At 43.3% G+C, this 17,455-nt stretch carries 9 protein-coding genes and 1 tRNA gene; 7 read left to right on the forward strand and 3 right to left on the reverse strand.

The window, feature by feature from the left end; translation table 11 throughout:
• Positions 1 to 2: 2 nt before the first annotated feature.
• The 3 genes from pbpC to tilS all read right to left on the reverse strand — a co-directional run bounded on the left by pbpC (position 3) and on the right by tilS (position 9,548).
• Positions 3 to 2,363 carry a penicillin-binding protein 1C gene (gene pbpC / locus FDF36_RS09490; RefSeq protein ID WP_220391173.1) on the reverse strand — a complete coding sequence of 787 codons (2,361 nt, stop codon included), beginning with the start codon at positions 2,361 to 2,363 and terminating at the stop codon, positions 3 to 5.
• Between the two features lie 19 nt (positions 2,364 to 2,382).
• A complete protein-coding gene (locus FDF36_RS09495) occupies positions 2,383 to 7,971 on the reverse strand; it encodes an alpha-2-macroglobulin family protein (RefSeq protein WP_220391174.1) in 5,589 nt (1,862 codons plus the stop codon).
• Between the two features lie 263 nt (positions 7,972 to 8,234).
• A complete protein-coding gene (tilS, locus tag FDF36_RS09500; protein ID WP_220391175.1) occupies positions 8,235 to 9,548 on the reverse strand; it encodes a tRNA lysidine(34) synthetase TilS in 1,314 nt (437 codons plus the stop codon).
• A 124-nt stretch (positions 9,549 to 9,672) separates the two neighbouring features.
• Here tilS and feoB point away from each other — a divergent pair, with 124 nt between their 5' ends.
• The 7 genes from feoB (at position 9,673) to FDF36_RS09535 (ending at position 17,406) form a co-directional block, all read left to right on the forward strand.
• Positions 9,673 to 12,150, forward strand: coding sequence for a ferrous iron transport protein B (feoB, locus tag FDF36_RS09505; RefSeq protein WP_220391257.1), 2,478 nt, complete (start codon positions 9,673 to 9,675; stop codon positions 12,148 to 12,150).
• Positions 12,147 to 12,359, forward strand: a complete 213-nt coding sequence (locus tag FDF36_RS09510; RefSeq protein ID WP_005818982.1) for a hypothetical protein — start codon at positions 12,147 to 12,149, stop codon at positions 12,357 to 12,359. Before feoB ends, FDF36_RS09510 begins: the two co-directional genes overlap by 4 nt.
• Positions 12,360 to 12,410: 51 nt before the next feature.
• Positions 12,411 to 12,482, forward strand: a tRNA-Cys gene (locus FDF36_RS09515).
• Positions 12,483 to 12,634: 152 nt separating this feature from the next.
• Positions 12,635 to 13,807: a site-specific integrase gene (locus FDF36_RS09520; RefSeq protein ID WP_220391176.1), complete on the forward strand. Its 1,173-nt coding sequence runs from the start codon at positions 12,635 to 12,637 to the stop codon at positions 13,805 to 13,807.
• A gap of 486 nt (positions 13,808 to 14,293) precedes the next feature.
• A complete protein-coding gene (locus FDF36_RS09525) occupies positions 14,294 to 16,207 on the forward strand; it encodes an endonuclease MutS2 (RefSeq protein WP_220391177.1) in 1,914 nt (637 codons plus the stop codon).
• A gap of 86 nt (positions 16,208 to 16,293) precedes the next feature.
• Positions 16,294 to 16,923 carry a hypothetical protein gene (locus FDF36_RS09530; protein ID WP_117574143.1) on the forward strand — a complete coding sequence of 210 codons (630 nt, stop codon included), beginning with the start codon at positions 16,294 to 16,296 and terminating at the stop codon, positions 16,921 to 16,923.
• A 150-nt stretch (positions 16,924 to 17,073) separates the two neighbouring features.
• Complete coding sequence (locus tag FDF36_RS09535; protein WP_220391178.1) at positions 17,074 to 17,406, forward strand: helix-turn-helix domain-containing protein; 333 nt, start codon at positions 17,074 to 17,076, stop codon at positions 17,404 to 17,406.
• Positions 17,407 to 17,455 lie beyond the last annotated feature (49 nt).

The raw sequence follows: 17,455 nt of genomic DNA on the forward strand, positions 1-17,455 counted from the left end.
GGCTATTCCACAAAGAACGTTGTTGAAATTGTATTTCCTTCGTCGTCTACTGCTGTCAGCGAGTGCTTTCCCGGAGCAGGGCGTAGAGAGAATTTATGGAAGTCCTGTGTCTGCATCAGGTAGGTTTCGTCCAGATGCCAGTAGACAGTTGTGTTGGGATGGCTGTGGACCAATTCGACGGTCAGCTGTCCTTGGTTACCATCCATCTGTTTAGGCAGATGGATCCGCGCTCCCATCGGAGGATAGATAAACTGCATCGGCTGGAAACGGTCTTCTCCGCATCCGGGTTTGAAGGGGGGGAGCGGATGATACTCAGGATGATGCTGTTTATAATACCACTCCCATACGGGTGGAAGGGTAAACCAGTTTCGGCGGGCAACCGGTTCACTGTCAGCACAGTTTTCGTAGATACGGAACCGTTCATCTGCTGATAGGGTGACCGGGTGGTGATAGGGGCAGGCTTCCGTTTTGAGGCCTTCCGGAAGAATTAACAGGGTATCTGTTTCTTCACAAAACCGTCCTTTCAAATGTCCGGATTGCCGACAGATCTCTGCTTCAACCAGTTTACCTTGTGGGCGCTCGAACCAAGGAGAGGAGGGGAGCAGATTGAATACATCGAACAGGACAGGCCCCGCTGTACGGGCTCCTACCAGTCCGGGCTTGCCTTCACCCGTAGCATTTCCGACCCATACACCTACGGCATATTTTGGAGTTACCCCCACTGCCCAGGCATCCCGGAAACCATAACTGGTACCCGTTTTCCAGGCAATGGTTTGCATGGAAGGAATGGTACGCCAGTCTATCTCTTCGGGACGGTTTACTTCTTTGATGGTGTCAAATGTCTGCCAGACTGCTCCGGGTTGGAATGGCGGATGTTGAATGATGGCCGGGGATCGGTGGGCGGAGAGGGAGTCCGATAATAATAAGGTACAAGGGGCCTGTACCAGTCCGTTGAGGCTGCGTCCCATATTGGCATAGGTCGAAGTGACATCCCAAAGGGTAGCTTCCGCTCCTCCCAGAATCAAAGAAAGTCCGTAGTGTCCTGAGGGACGGTTTAAGGTGGTCAGCCCTATCTGCTTCAGAAAATTGTGGAACTTGGGTACTCCATACCGTTGTAACATTGTGACCGAAGGAATGTTGAGCGAACGTGCGATGGCTTCCGAAGCCGGTACGGCACCTTCGAATTGCTGGTTGAAGTTTTGTGGAGTGAAGCCATTAATGTTGACCGGAACGTCCGGTAACAGAGTATTGGGAAGAATCTCTCCTTCCTGTAGCATTGCATAATAAAGAAAAGGCTTGAGAATGCTTCCTGTGCTGCGTGGTGACCGGATTACATCTACCTGGTTACCGCTCTTTTTCTTGTCGAAGTGTACATTGCCGCAATAAGCAATGACCTGATTGGTACGAATGTCAATTACGAGGATGGCCATATTTCGGATATCACTTCGCTTGAATTCGCTGTTCCACCGTTCTACCAGACTTTCTATCTGAGTTTGTATACCCTTGTCGATGGTCGATACGGAATATTTTCCATTTCGGGTCTGATAGAAATGGTCTGTCAGATGGGGGGCTATCTGTGGAAGAGGCAAAGGTTCCTGGGGGAGTGGCTCACTGATAGCCAGTTCATAAGTGGAAGTATCGAGAATACCTTTTTGGTGCAGGTGTGTCAGCAGTCGGTTTCGTTTGTCAAGTAATGCTTGCCGGCTTTTCGAAAGGTGGATCATGGCGGGAGAGTTGGGAAGTACGGCAAGCATAGCCGATTCCGCCCAGGACAGTTCTTCTGCCGAGTGTCCGAAATAGCGCCATGCAGCAGCATCCAGTCCCACTACATTACCTCCGAAGGGGGCATGCGAAACATAAAGTGACAATATCTTCTTCTTGGAATAACGGAACTCCAGCCGGGTGGCTCCTATCATCTCGATCAGTTTTTCCTTGAATGTACGCGGCTTGTTCCGTGCCAGCCGAATCGTTTGCATCGTAAGAGTGCTTCCCCCGCTGACGATTCGCTTGTGTCTGAGATTTTGCAGGGCGGCTCTGCCTATTGCCAAGGGGCTGATTCCCCAATGGCGGTAGAATTGACGGTCTTCAAATTCAACCAGACAGGTAGCTACTTTTTCCGGTGTGTTGTCGCGCGGAGGGAAACGCCATTGTCCATCCGTGGCGATACGGGCACCGAGAAGTTCCCCATTACGGTCGACCAAGACAGTAGAATAGGGAGAGGTGAATAATTGCCGGGGAAGACAAAATAAGTATAGGAGAAGTAGGAGGAAGAGAGAAATCTTCCACCAACTTTTGAAATATTTCTTCCACCCCCTCCCTTGTGGGGAGGGGGGAAGATTGTCTGGTTTAAGAATACGGTTCATCAGGTTTTATTTGATAGTTTTACCTGATGACTTGCGTCCTTCCGGCCTGTGTCCTTGCCTGTGCATTAGCATCATACATCGCTTCACACTGGATAGCCGGCATAACAAAATCACCGGCATAGGTCGCCTGTAAGCGGACGGTAAATGTTTTGGCTTGTCCCTGCTGTAAGTTAAAGTAGGTCAGTATCCGGTCATCACGAATATCCTGATAGCTATAAGGAGCAGAGGTTGTAATCTGTCCTGCCATTCGTTCATTAAAGATCTCCCAGCCGGCAGGAATGATATGTATCAGTGCCAGATTCGTATAATCCGTCGTACCACTGATATTGGCTACAGTTACCACTGCCATAAAGTCCGTACCCTGATTCAGAGAACGTGTATCTATCGGCGAGCCGTTATTGTCTAAATACCTTACGTTCAGGCGTAGATTATTGGCCATCGGCGGCAATGTGTCGTTCAGTAATTGGGTACGTGTGATCAGATCTGCGTTTAGAGATCCTTTCCCGTTATTTTTCAGGATTACTTTTCCTTCATGTGGTGAAGTGGGGAGTGATGCCTCGTATATGGCTTTGGCTGATTTTACAGCCGGTTGCTGTTTGCCATTCAACGTCCAGTTAAAGTCCAGCGTACCGGACAGTTTTTCTGCCAAACGTCCCATTGCCATCAATGAAAAGGCAGTAGACTGTGTGCTGAACCATGTCTCTTGTGCCAGGTTGTGTGAAACGATTTTGGCTTGTTCCATGGCCTCACGCTGGCGGTTCATCAGCAGTAAGGTTTCAAGTATCATTGCTTCGTCACGATCGGACGAACCGTATACATAGTTATTCGATGAATAAGGTTCTACGGTTGTCTTAGCACTGAATACCAGTTCACCGGCTGCTTTCTCTTTGCCGTTGAGTGCATAGGCGGCTGCCAAACGCCATTTGGCTTGTTGCGAGAGTGCCGGCAATTCTTTCATCCGGTTCATGGCTCCATGTTCAGGTGATCCCGCCAGAGCCAGTGTGTAAAGGCGGAAAGTCTGCTGGAGGTCTGCCTGCCAATGCCACCAGTTCTGCTCTTGTGTGACGGGTTGCCAATTCTGGGATGCTGCCTTTTGGAAGCGTTTCCATTTGTTCAATACATTGCTGTTCACTGCATAACCCTTTTCTTGTGCCAATACCAGGAACATACCTGCATAAGAGGTGATCCATTCGTTTGCCGAGGCATCTCCCGGCCAATAGACGAAGCCTCCGTTGGGAAGTTGACGCCCGTATAGTTGACGGATGGCTTCCTGTACATTGGTTTTTATCTTTTCCGATTCCTCGTTGTCTACTGTTTTGAACTGGCTGACGAACAGCAGTGGAAGGGCTTTTGAAGTCAGTTGCTCTGTACAGTTGTGCTGATAATTGTATAGGAAATCGAAACGGCGGCTTATGTCGACAGACGGGATGCGTGAGACCTCCAACTGTATACTGTTTCCTTCCGAACCGTTACTTAACTGGTAATGGAGCTCTTCACTCTTTCCGGCTTCCACCCATTTACTCTCACGCAAAGTGACTACCGGATTCGGATTACGTACCTCTATCTCGATTGTTTCTTTGGTACTTTGTCCGTTACCGTTAGCAGCCAGATGGATGGTAGCTTTCCCGGTTTTCGTACTTGTCTTTAATTTAAAGAAGATAAGCCGGTCACCGGTTTGGTTGAAAGTAAGCGTCTGCTGCTTGCTGCCGTTCACTTGTACTCCGGCACCGGAAGCCTGTATGGATACGTTTACATTCTTCACACTGTTTTCCAATGCGAATACGTTAACAGGAACTTCAATCTCTTCACCGGTACTCAGTACACGTGGCAGTGTCGAAAGAATCATTAACGGAGTGCGTACAGGAGCAGTTTTTTCTGCATTTCCGTATGCTCCGTTCTGACCGGCCACTACCATGGCACGTACGGAACCTACATACATCGGTAAAGTAATCTGGTGAGTGCGGCTTTTTCCTTTGGCAATACTGAAAGGACCGATGAATTTCACTACCGGCTTGAAGCGGTTTGCTTTCTGGTCCGATGGCTTCAGGGTTTCATCACCGCCTGTACTGAACATCGATCCATAGCTTCCCGCTGTGGCTCCCAGTACATCGTCATACATATCCCAAGTACGGATTCCCAGTGCCTCACGGGCATAGAAACTGTTCCAGGGATCCGGTGTCTTGAAGTTGGTTAAATCAAGCAGCCCGTCATCTACAATAGCGAGCGTATAAGTCATCGGTTTACCGTGCTTTTCGCTTACGGTCAGGTTGAATGCCTGTTCGGGACGAAGCACTTCCGGCATCTTGATTTGCGGCTCAAGAACCGTTTGCTTATCAGTTACGAATACCGGCATTATACCGTACATGCGGATAGGGAGGTCGTTTACCGTTTGCGCATGGGGTTGCAGCAGGCTGATATGAAGATAAACATTCGGAGCCATTTCGGGAGTCACCTTAAACTGATATTTGGTGTCCTCCTTCCCCGATACTTCAATCCACTCCCGTTGAATTACGGACGAACCGTTTTCAAGTGTTACCAGTGCTCTTCCTCCTGCGGAAGCCGGTAATATGGCTGTTACGGTTTCTCCCGGTTCATAGGAGTCCTTGTCGATGGAGAAAGATAACATCTTGATACCACTCGGGTCACTCTTGTTGGAACGTCCCCGCCAGTCAGGCCAGTCCACATAGATGGTACCTCCCGTAGCATGTCCGCTTTCGCGGTCTTTTACGTAAACCAGATACCGTCCCCAATCCGGATAATTCACTCTGAAGCTGAATTGTCCCTTTCCGTCTACTGTGTTGAGTCGTCCTGTAGCTACGGGGCTGATGGAGCTGCTGTTGATGTATGTTTCGAATGATTCGTTATCGTTTTCCCACCACCAACTCCAACTGATGCGGTATATTTTGTATTCCAGCCCGGAACGGTTCACCGGTTTTCCGTCGGGACTGACTGTAATGACATCAAACACATGATCTTTATCTGTTTCGATATATCTGCCCTGCGGTTGGTTCAGGTTGATACCTACGTATGACGGGAAAGGAGAGTAGGGGACAGACTGAGTTTGAATACTGGCATCTCCACCCGGCTCGAATACCTGAGTCGTGATGTTGGCTTGAAGCATGCCCGGGGCATTTTCCGAGGCAGGAAGTTTCAACATGAATCCGGCATTGCCACTTTCGTCCAGTGTACCACTGAATACATCGGTTCTTACCGAGGTGAATTCCGTAGCCGGATTATTGAAAATGTAAGTTCCATAATTCTTGAATTGGGTGTTGACTTTCGATAAAGACATTTCTACCTTTGCCTTCAGGCGTGATGCAGTGGCTCCTGTCAGCCATGCTGACGAAAGGTGTGCCTGTACTTCTTTATCTGAAGCTTTCAGGATTTCTCCCGGCAATTTCAGGTTTATTTTCAGTCGGTTCGGCTTGATGGTTTCTACCCGAAGCGCTTTGTGAAAGGCAGTACCTCCCACCTTTATGTACGCATTCCATAGTCCGGTTGGGTCTTCTGCCTGCGTCGGGATCTTGAATGTATAGAATCCATTCAGTCCGTTGGTTGAAATAAGTTTGCTATAAAATTGCCCCCTTGGATTATAGAGCTCCAATGCTACAGGATGTTTGTCCGGAATACGTTTGGTACGATCTTCCAGAATAAACGAGATATGCAGAGTGTCTCCCGGACGCCATACTCCTCTTTCACCGTACACAAATCCTTTCAAGCCTTTTTGGATATCCTTGCCGCCCACATCAAAGCGGCTGGTGGACTGTTCTTCTCCGTCTGCTACTTTTACGTAGGCTTTTTGCTTATCTGATTCCGCTACTACGATGAAAGGCACTCCTTTCGTTTCAATTGTGGCGAAACCTTCCGAATCCGTCACAGCTTTGCCTACAGGCTGTAACTGGAAATTGTAAACAGTGACTTGGGCTTTTTCCACCGGTTTGGTATCCAGGATGTTGTTTACTGCTATCCAAAGTTTATTCATTGAATTGCGTTTCACAATCATGCCGATGTTGGAAGCCAGCACATTACAGGTGGCTATCCGGTCAGATGTCATGTAATAAGACGGGTGACAAGGGTTGTCCCGTTCATCCCATCGGTACTGACTCCAGTCGGCATTTTCATTTCCGCTGAAATAATAATATGTTTCGGGTTTGTCCCAGACTGCTTCATCTTCTTCCGGAAGAGTGCCGGATGTGACTTTGGTCAAAGATTCGGTTTCCTCGGAAAATTGCATTCTCGGGCTTTCACCACCACAAGGGTAGGCCGAATACTCCTGTTTGAACGAAAGGATGACACGATAAATAGCACCCGGTTCCTGATGGATCAGACCTGCCAGGTCAATAGAATAGTTTTCCCATTTATGGAGGTCTTTTGATGAATCTTTGCCTAAAAACAATGTTTTTTTGTAAACCAGTCTTCCGGACCTTCTTAATTCATTGGCCGAAGAAAGCGAATTGTTTTGCATAAACATCAGTACATTGTTTTCAAAGATGCGGATAACCCGCAAATCTACTGCATACAGGTTGACGGCCCGGAACGGAATGACAAGGTTTTTTGAGTCGGGAATAATGGCACCTGCAGAGGCTATTTCTACCTGAGGTTTCAGACTCAGTTCGCCGAAAGAGATAGAGTGTGAGTTTCCCAGTGCTTTTCCTTGGCTGTTTTTTATGCCTTCGTGTATTTTCAGTGTAAGCTTGCTGAGCTGACTGGCTTCAAAATAAACATTCACACGGTTATCCGTTACCTGAAAGATATACGAAGAAGTCTCCGGTATTTCGATCAGTCCTTTTAAATCCTGAGCATCCGAAACCGGGTCTGAGAAGACGATTTGTATTCCGTTTTCCGGTTGGTCGATACGTTCGGCAGAAAGGAAGCGGAAACTGTCTTTGGCAGGAATAGTGATTGTTTCACTTTGCTTCCGGTCAATTCCGGCGGACTTTCCGTCTGCTGTGATTTCAAGTTCGTAGTCTTGTTTATTTCTTTGGATATTGCCGATGACGAAGCTATAGGCTGACGGATTGGAGGTGGACTCTACGGTGACTGTCGGAGAAGACAGCCCGCCACTGGCAGAAAGCATTTTTTCTACCTGCTCCTTAGTCGTTTTATCGCTGAAGCGGATCTCTCCTTTCACAGTTACTTTATCGGGTGAAGAGGCGGTTATTTCAAGCGGAGCTGTATGTAATGTGAAATTGCTTTCCTGTACCCGGAAGGAGAAGTCGAATGATTTCAATTTACTATCCACTTCAACGAAATTTCCCAGCTGGAATGTTCCCTGATACAGTTCTCCCGGTTTCAGTTGTCCCTCTTCCGGAAGAAACTCGACAGTATTATTACTGACCCAATAGGCCTTCCCTTTTATCGAAGGAGTGAAACGGAACGGATTATCCTTCAGTTCATTGTTTAAGTCCACCATCTGTTGGTCCTGTGTCAACTCAATCTGTATGGGAGAAGATTGAGAAATGACACCGCCCGTATAGGCATTGACGTAAGGAGCATATTCTGAAGACGGAATAATTTCTTTAGCGCTGCGTGTGCAAGCAAATAATCCTGCGATGATGATCATAAGCACACCGGAGAACAGAATTAAAAGATTCTTTTTCCCTTTCATAATGAATCATTTTTAGTTATTTATTATTCTATCTATCCATCCCGATTCTATCTGTCCGATAGTCGCTTTCGAATAAACCTTTCTTCCATCCATGTAAAGGTACTTTTCTCTATGGATTTTTTTAAATGTCTGTATCCCTATCGGGAGTTTGTAGGTTAGGTTAATCATATACTTCAAAAGTTTAGTTATACAAAAATACAATTTATCTTCTTAAAAAGGGTTCGTAAAGCTTTGTTTTTTAAAGTGCTTGTTTACCAAACAATTTATCCTATGTTCTCGCCTAAATCCGAATGTTCGGATATTAGCTGGATTATCATTATCCGCTTCGTGTTTTCGCTTACTCTAAACTGATTGTCTATGCGTTCTCCTATCAACCAGGCAATTCGTTCTCCGCAACACAACACCCATTGTTTCTTCTTGTCACTCAGGGAGAACTTCCGGTCCGTCAAATAGTCGCTTACACGCTTTTTGCCGATCATTCCAAAAGGAATAAACACATCACCTTGTTTCCATTTTCTTATACACCATGCTGCATCCATCTTGTCTGCATCAAAGCAAGCTGTTTTTTTATCTTTGGGAATTATAAATTCAGGAGTATAATCATATACTTCCGTAACCAAACGGAAAGGTGGTTTGGCTTCTTCCTCCTTTATATCTTCTTCAATTAGCAGCAATTCCCGGTCTTTTATGACTTTCCACCCTTTACCGATGAAGACTTTTCCCGGCTGTCCGTCGAGTGATTGCTGTATACTTTCTATTTGGGCGGCGTTAAAACCGAGCGGATGCAACAGTTCGAAAAGGATGGCTCCCCGTACCGGTTCTTGCAGTAAAGCCTCTATCCGGATACCTTCGGAGGTCAGCACGCGTGTCCGTGCTTCTTCTATACCTTTATTGTATAGAGTTGCCGTGTCATTCAGGTAGTTAGTCGTGCGGATAATGCTCTCTTTAACCGATGGATTGATTTCCTGCATCAGAGGTAACAGGTTCAAACGAATTTTATTCCGGGTATAATCATCCAAAAGATTGGTGCTGTCCGTTACATAATCCTGATTTATATGTTGCAAATATGTGATTATTTCATCGCGGCTCAGGCAAAGCAAAGGGCGTACGATGTTTCCGTTCCGTGGACGAATTCCGAGCAATCCGTTAATGCCGGTACCCCGGATCAGGTTCAGTAATACAGTCTCTACGCTGTCATCTTTATGGTGAGCTACTGCGATAACAGCTGCTCCACGCTGTTTCCTAAGCGTTTCGAACCACTCGTAGCGTAATTCACGGGCCGCCATCTCGATAGAAATGTGTTTGTCGGCGGCATATTGAATTGTATCAAAATGTACGGTATGTAAAGGCACTTCCGCTTCATGGCACAACTGGCGTACAAATGCTTCATCTCTGTCCGATTCTTTATCCCGCAGATGGAAATTGCAGTGAGTAGCTTCACAGGTGTACCCCATTGATAACAACAATCGTAGCAAAGCCACAGAATCGGCTCCGCCGCTTAGTGCTACCAATACCTTGTCATTCAGATAAAAGAGCTTCTCTTTTTCGATGTATTGTGCTATTCTATGTTGTATCATATTGCAAAGATAATAGTTTTGTCAATACGGATAAGAATTCCTCCTTATTTAAAAACAATCTAAATAATTTGCATGCCACAAAGTTATGAATTATCTTTGCGCCAAAATTAGAGGTACACACACTATGCGATTGTCCGAATTAAAAACAGGTGAGAAGGGGGTCATAGTCAAAGTGCTGGGACACGGCGGCTTCCGTAAACGGATTGTGGAGATGGGGTTTATTAAAGGAAAAACCGTAGAAGTATTGCTTAATGCTCCACTGAAAGACCCGATCAAATACAAAATAATGGGTTATGAAATCTCTCTGCGGCGACAGGAGGCTGATATGATCGAGATCATCAGCGAGCAGGAGGCAAAGTCACAAACACAGGAATCTGCTTATCATCAGGGATTGACCGAAGATATTGACGTAAAAGAGGAAGACTTGAAGCGGGTGGCCCTTGGAAAACGGCGTACGATTAATGTAGCGCTGGTCGGTAATCCGAATTGTGGTAAGACTTCTCTTTTCAATCTGGCTTCAGGAGCCCACGAACATGTAGGCAATTATAGCGGTGTGACCGTAGATGCCAAAGAAGGATATTTTGATTTCCAGGGTTATCACTTCAAGATAGTCGACTTACCTGGCACTTATTCTCTGTCAGCTTATACTCCCGAAGAAATTTATGTCCGCCGCCACATCATTGATGAAACGCCGGATGTGATCATTAATGTGGTCGATTCTTCCAACTTGGAGCGTAATCTTTATCTTACTACCCAGCTTATCGATATGAATGTACGTATGGTGGTAGCTCTCAATATGTACGATGAACTGGAAACCAGTGGTAATACTCTTGACCACCGCTTGTTGGGCAATTTGTTCGGTGTTCCGATGGTACCTACTGTTTGCAAGAAAAATATCGGAGTAGACCGTCTTTTCCATGTAGTTATCAATCTCTACGAAGGTGCCGACTTTATTGATAAAAAAGGGCATATCCATCCGGAAGTGGCTAAGGAAATCATGGATTGGCATCAGACTCTGCCTAACTTTAAGGATCACGGCGAACATCCTGCCGACTATACCCATGGTAAAGAACCGGTGGGCAAAGTATTCCGCCATATTCATATCAATCATGGCCCCGATTTGGAGAAGGCTATCGATGCGGTGAAAGAAGAAATCTCAAAGAACGAATTTATCCGCCATAAATATTCTACCCGTTATCTGGCTATCAAATTACTGGAGAATGATCCTGAAATAGAACGCTTCATTCGTACTTTACCTAATGCTGCAGAGGTGGAAAAGAAACGGGATAAAGCGGCCCGGCGTATACAGGAGACAATGAACGAAGATAGCGAATCTGCTTTGACAGATGCTAAATATGGTTTTATCAGTGGAGCGTTGAAAGAAACTTTCACCGACAATCATCTGGAGCAGGAACAGACAACGAAGGTGCTCGACTCCATTGTGACCCATCGCATTTGGGGATATCCCATTTTCTTCCTTTTTATGTATCTGATGTTCGAGGGTACGTTTGTAATTGGGGAGTACCCGATGATGGGTATCGAGTGGCTTGTCGAGGTGATGGGTAACCTGATTCGGGATAACATGTCCGAGGGCCCGCTGAAGGATATGATGATTGACGGTATCATTGGTGGAGTCGGAGGAGTGATTGTATTTCTGCCCAACATCCTGATATTGTATTTCTGTATTTCCTTGATGGAAGATTCGGGTTATATGGCCCGTGCCGCATTTATTATGGATAAAATCATGCATAAGATGGGCTTGCACGGTAAGTCGTTCATTCCTTTGATAATGGGTTTCGGGTGTAATGTGCCTGCAATAATGGCTTCACGTACCATTGAGAACCGGAAGAGCCGTCTGATCACCATGCTTGTCAATCCGTTGATGTCGTGCAGTGCCCGTCTGCCTATCTACCTGGTATTGGTGGGTGCTTTCTTTCCTAATAATGGCAGTTTGGTTTTATTGGGAATTTATGTTATCGGAATCGCATTGGCGGTTATTATGGCTCGTTTGTTCAGCCGTTTTCTGGTGAAGGGAGATGATACTCCGTTCGTGATGGAACTTCCACCTTACCGCATGCCGACTATGAAGTCTATCTTCCGGCATACATGGGAAAAAGGCGCGCAATACCTCAAAAAGATGGGAGGTATCATTATGATTGCTTCCATTATCATTTGGTTTTTGGGCTATTATCCGGATCATAATGCTTATCCTACCCAGGCGGAACAGCAGGAAAACTCTTATATCGGGCAGATAGGTCAGGCAGTGGAGCCTGTACTTGAACCGTTAGGATTCGATTGGAAGCTGAGTATCGGTCTTCTTTCCGGTGTGGGTGCCAAGGAGTTGGTAGTAAGTACGCTCGGTGTACTTTATACAAATGATGCCGATGCGGTCAGTCTGGCCGAACGGATTCCGATCACTCCGCTTGCAGCGTTCAGCTATATGCTGTTTGTGCTGATCTACTTCCCGTGCATTGCCACGTTGGTGGCCATCAAGCAAGAGTCCGGTAGTTGGAAGTGGGCTATCTTTACGGCAGGATATACCACAGCATTGGCATGGATTGTTTCATTTGCCGTTTATCAGATAGGAGGATTGTTTTTATGAATTGGCAAGAATGGGTTGTCGGGTTACTGATTATATTGTGTGTAGCCCGCATCCTCTATGGTATTTATGTTTTTTTTCGTCGTGTGAAAGAAAATGATAACCCTTGTGCAAGTTGTGCAAGTGGCTGTGAATTAAAGGATATGATGGATAAGAAGCGGAAAGAGTGTTCGTCTAAGAAAAAAAAGACAAAGAAAAATTGCTGCGGATAGTTTGGTAGTTTCAAAATTTGTACTACCTTTGCAACCGCAAACGAGAAACAAGGTTCCTTGGATGAGTGGCTTAGTCAGCGGTCTGCAAAACCGTGTACGGCGGTTCGAATCCGCCAGGAACCTCTAAAGCCAAAGAAGGATTAGAATGAAAATTTCTAATCCTTCTGTTTTTTAAGTACTTACGTCCTCTGTGGTGGAAGGATTGGAAGAAGAATTTTCATAGTTTTCAGCTTTTGTTTTACAATTGTTTTACAGTAAAACGGAGAAAAATTGTAATGAAAGCTACGATTAAGATTGAGTTGCGCAAAGATTACGCAACCAAAGAAGGCAAACAAATGGTTTGTCTGCGTTACACTGCCTACCGCCGTTCTACTTTAATCAGTATGAACATAGCGGTATTACCTAAGCATTGGAATAAAGTATCGAATACGGTGCGTGCTTCCGAACCTCGTTGTTACTACTACAACAAAGCCATCAGTGAAGTTTATCAGAAGGCAGACACGATAGTTATGGAGAATTTCTTTGCTCCGTTGCCTCTTCCCCAATTCTTGGAACGCCTGAAAGACAAGCATCATGGCAATACGGATTTCTATGTTTTCATAGAGAATGAGATAGAGCAGCTAAAGCAATCACGTGCAGCCGGAACGATTTCTAACTATTACAAGCTAATCAATACCATGAGAGAATGGAAGCCTACCCTTTCTTTTGGTGAGATTACTTTGGACTTTATCCAGCAGTTCCACAATCACGAACTGGAAGTTGGCAATATTCTTTCCACTGTTTATAAGAAGCACTCTAACTTGAAATTCTTGATTGGTATCGCTGTCGATAAGGAGAAGCTGGCAAAGAACCCCTATGAAAAGTTTGAAATCAAAAAGAACATCAAGGCACAAAACAATGATGTGCTTACAGAGGAAGAACTCAAAAGACTACAAGCTGTGTACGATAAGAAAGAATACAGTAAAGGAAAACAGGAAGTATTGAGAGAATTTCTGTTTAGCTGCTATACCAGCTTATCTTTTGCAGAGTTCTCTGTACTGACTTACTCGGACATCAAACCGATAACGGTTGATACAGGTGAAACATACCTTATATTATGTAATGAGCGCACCAAAACCAGCGTGACTTACAAAATCCCCATCGTATCGCCTATAGTCGTGGCTCTGCTTGGAAATGGCGAACCTTGCCAAAAGATTTTCTCGCCTATTTCTAATCAGCCGACAAACCGTTATCTCAAAGATATAATGGCTGATTTGAAGATTGATAAAACAATGACCTTTCACCGGGCACGGCACAGTTTCCGAACGATTGCTGCAAAGAAAGGTATTCGTGACGGGATAGCCGAACGTATAATGGGGCACGCAGAAGGTAATGATATCAAGGATATTTATACTCACTTGCATGATGAAGATATTGTGAAGGAGATGCGAGATAAGTGGGTGGTGTAATATGAGTGCATTTTCCACACTTTCTGCATTTTAATGAATAATATGCTGTAAATCCGTTGTTTGATAATGTAAATGAAGTGCGGATAAAATAAAACTGACGAAGAAACAAGCAATAGTTAGTCTTTTTCTTTTCGTCAGTTTTTCGTCTCAAAGTAACAATCTAACATATTGATTGAGATAAGAAATACAAGATTTTTTGTGTTTTTCCAAGTTATTTCAAATATAATTCTTACCTTTGTAACCAATAATTTAAAATGTTCACGATTTATGTGTTGTGCTTCCGTGTAAATACCATATTGCGAGTTCGCATCTCTAACCTTTGAGATGTCAATGGTACTAAATAGGCATCCCTTGTCTATCAGAAGTTTAGTGCCTTGTCGGAATATGGGAAATCTCAGTTTTATTTAATTTATTTTTTATCAACTGTATATTGGTCTATCAGTTTACTGATGGCTGGTAGCTGATATAGTAATAATATTTGAGATTATGATTTACCCGAATAATTTTGAACAGAGAATTGGAATTGATACAGTTCGTCAATATATTATAGAAAAGTGTTTATGCTCTCTTGGAGAAGAGAAAGTAACAAATATGAGTTTCTCAACAGACTTTGCCACCCTTGAAAAATGGTTAGAGCAAACAGGAGAGTTTGCGCAGATTATACGAAATAAAGAGGATTTTCCTACAGATAATTTTTTGGATGTCCGTGATTCTTTACACAAGATAAAGAATGATGTTACCGCTTGGCTCTCAGAAGAAGAAATTTCAAACTTAATGAATTCATTGCAAGCAATCAATAATATAGTAAACTATTTGCATGCGGCAAAGACAGACAAGGGGGAGTTTAAATACCCTGCTTTAACTATAATGGCAGACAGTATCAAAATTTTTCCTGTAATTATAGATAAGGCAAACTCTATATTAGATAAATCATCACACCAAGTTAAAGATAATGCCTCACGTCAGCTTGCAGATATCCGCAGAAATAAGATGGAAGCAACAAAAGCTGTATCACGTAATATGCAAAATGCTATACGTGATGCCCAGAAAGCTGGTTTATTAGGAAAAGATGCAAGTATCAGTTTGCGTGATGGACATATGGTAATCCCTGTTGATGCCGCTAATAAACGAAAAATCAAAGGACGTGTGCATGACGGTTCAGGGAGTGGAAAAACCGTATTTATTGAGCCCGAAGCCGTTGCAGAAGCAAATAACCGACTTCGAGAATTAGAAGCCGATGAACGTCGTGAGGTTGTGAAAATTCTTATAGAATTTACAGACCTTATCCGCCCGCATTTATCAGACCTTTCCCATTCATACAACTTTATGGGTGATATTGATTTTATTCGTGCAAAAGCATTATTTGGAGTACGTATAAATGGCATTAAACCGATTTTTGAGAACAAACAGCAAGTAGAATGGGCACAAGCTATACATCCCTTATTGAACATACAGCTATTTCAACAGGGAAAGCAAGCGCATCCTTTAGATATTGTTCTAAACGAAAAAAATAGATTACTAATCGTTTCAGGAGCAAACGCTGGGGGAAAGTCTCTTTGTCTGAAAACAGTTGCACTCCTACAGTATATGTTACAATGTGGATTACTTATTCCTGTACATGAAAATTCACGAACCGGAATATTTGACCATATATTTGTGGATATAGGTGACGGACAAAGCATAGAGAACAGTCTTAGTACATATACTTCACATCTTACAAATATGAAGTATTTTGTGGAGCGATGCAATAATAAGACGCTAATCTTAATCGATGAATTCGGGAGCGGAACAGAGCCACAAATAGGTGGCGCCATTGCCGAAACTTTGCTTGACAGATTTAATCGAAAGGGTAGCTTCGGAGTTATCACTACACATTTTCAAAACTTAAAACATTTCGCCTATGAGACTGATGGTATTATTAATGGCGCAATGCTTTACGATGCTGAACGTATGCAACCCCTTTATAGACTTTCTATTGGTAATCCGGGTAGCTCTTTTGCCGTTGAGGTCGCAACACGGATTGGTTTACCGAAAGATATTATTATCGAATCCTCCGCAAAGTTAGGAGAAGATTTTATTAATATGGATAGTTTTTTACAGTCTATAGCCCGTGATAAGATTTTTTGGGAAGATAGAAGAAAAGAGATTTTAGGGAATAGTAATTCAGAACTTGGGAAAGAGGCAACTTTATCTGCTACAATGAAGACAGGTAAACTGACTAAAGAACAATCCTTGAAAAATACCATAATCGAAAAAGGAGATATTGTTAGATTGAAGGGACAAACCGCCACCGGAAATGTCTTAGAGATACAAGGTAAGCAAGTGATAGTTGCCTTTGGATTACTTAAAAGCACTGTTGCTTTAGACAGATTAGAATTAATAAGTAAAAGAAAATCTTAAAAAAGAAAAGATAATAGCGGCAAGGGGGTATATTCAGTTTTGAAATTTACCCCCTTACTATTATATCTCAAAAGAAACATTTAGCTATGTGGGATATTCTTGACACCAAACTATATGCAATATTATCAAATCCTTTATATAAAAGTAGCTCGGACTCTGAAGGGGAATTAAAAGATGTATATAAAGAATTTATGGAAACATTAATTTTATATTTAGATACAGAAAACGATAATAGAAAACGTATTCGTACGCTCAATATAACACAAGTAGAATTTGAAATGATAAAATCTTTGGAATTATCATATGGGAATAAAGGAGATATTTTAAAAATAGTTTATTCAGATAAAGTTTTATTGTTGATTAACAAAGAATTAGAACTAATATATCGCCAAATGCAATATCCAAAATATTTCATTAATATAGAAACAAAATGGCAATCTCCTTTATATCTGAATCCGAGTGTTATTAATTACACAGATGTTATGGAAAATATTTGTGGGCTTTATTATTCAAACAGCATTAATGGTATTGATGGAAAAAATATTCCTTTTAGTATGTTAGCTAATGGTTTTGAACTTTTATTTAATTTCAAATTTGCGGATATATACAAAAAAAGAGATGAAGTACTTAAGCGGAAACCCGATAAACGTACTGGCTTTTTAAGCCGTATAAGTATGGCTATTAGTCAGAAGAGCAAAGAAAATGGTTTTTTATGAGATATGATTACCTGTTGGTTTTCAATGATATATAAAATATTTATCAGGGAGTAGATGGTCTGTTCCCCGTCTTTTTTCAACCCTATTTTCTGAACTTTGCTTCATCAATCGATTGACAAATAAGTATGTATAATCAGAAAAATGAAGCAAATGTATATAGAAAACTACGATTTCAAGGAGTGGATGCAGAAGCTGTTCGATAAGCTGGATGAGCTTTGTAAGGATGTACGGGCACTGCACACTGCCGATAAGGTACTGCCCGAAGATGACAACCTGCTGGATAATCAGGACTTGTGCCTGCTGTTCAAAGTGAGTATCAAGACCTTGCAGCGATACCGTGCCATTGGTGTACTGCCTTACTTTACCCTTAGTGGAAAAGTGTATTACCGTGCTTCGGATGTACGGGCATTCATTAAGGAACGGTTCAATGCTGTTACGCTGCGCAAGTTCGAGAAAGAACACTGCGCCAAAAAGAAGAAGTGAAATAGAGAAGCCGAAGTGGTGGGTATCAACCGCTCCGGCTTTCTGCTTC

Origin of the sequence: Bacteroides fragilis (genome assembly GCF_019583405.1) — a bacterium.
Lineage (GTDB): Bacteria > Bacteroidota > Bacteroidia > Bacteroidales > Bacteroidaceae > Bacteroides > Bacteroides fragilis_B.

Bases quoted from the DNA above. Each gene is read 5' to 3' on its own strand.
- FDF36_RS09535 (WP_220391178.1), top strand. From the start codon at position 17,074: ATGTATATAGAAAACTACGATTTCAAGGAGTGGATGCAGAAGCTGTTC.
- FDF36_RS09495 (WP_220391174.1), bottom strand. From the start codon at position 7,971: ATGAAAGGGAAAAAGAATCTTTTAATTCTGTTCTCCGGTGTGCTTATG.
- tilS (WP_220391175.1), bottom strand. From the start codon at position 9,548: ATGATACAACATAGAATAGCACAATACATCGAAAAAGAGAAGCTCTTT.
- feoB (WP_220391257.1), top strand. From the start codon at position 9,673: ATGCGATTGTCCGAATTAAAAACAGGTGAGAAGGGGGTCATAGTCAAA.
- FDF36_RS09525 (WP_220391177.1), top strand. From the start codon at position 14,294: ATGATTTACCCGAATAATTTTGAACAGAGAATTGGAATTGATACAGTT.
- pbpC (WP_220391173.1), bottom strand. From the start codon at position 2,363: ATGAACCGTATTCTTAAACCAGACAATCTTCCCCCCTCCCCACAAGGG.
- FDF36_RS09520 (WP_220391176.1), top strand. From the start codon at position 12,635: ATGAAAGCTACGATTAAGATTGAGTTGCGCAAAGATTACGCAACCAAA.
- FDF36_RS09530 (WP_117574143.1), top strand. From the start codon at position 16,294: ATGTGGGATATTCTTGACACCAAACTATATGCAATATTATCAAATCCT.
- FDF36_RS09510 (WP_005818982.1), top strand. From the start codon at position 12,147: ATGAATTGGCAAGAATGGGTTGTCGGGTTACTGATTATATTGTGTGTA.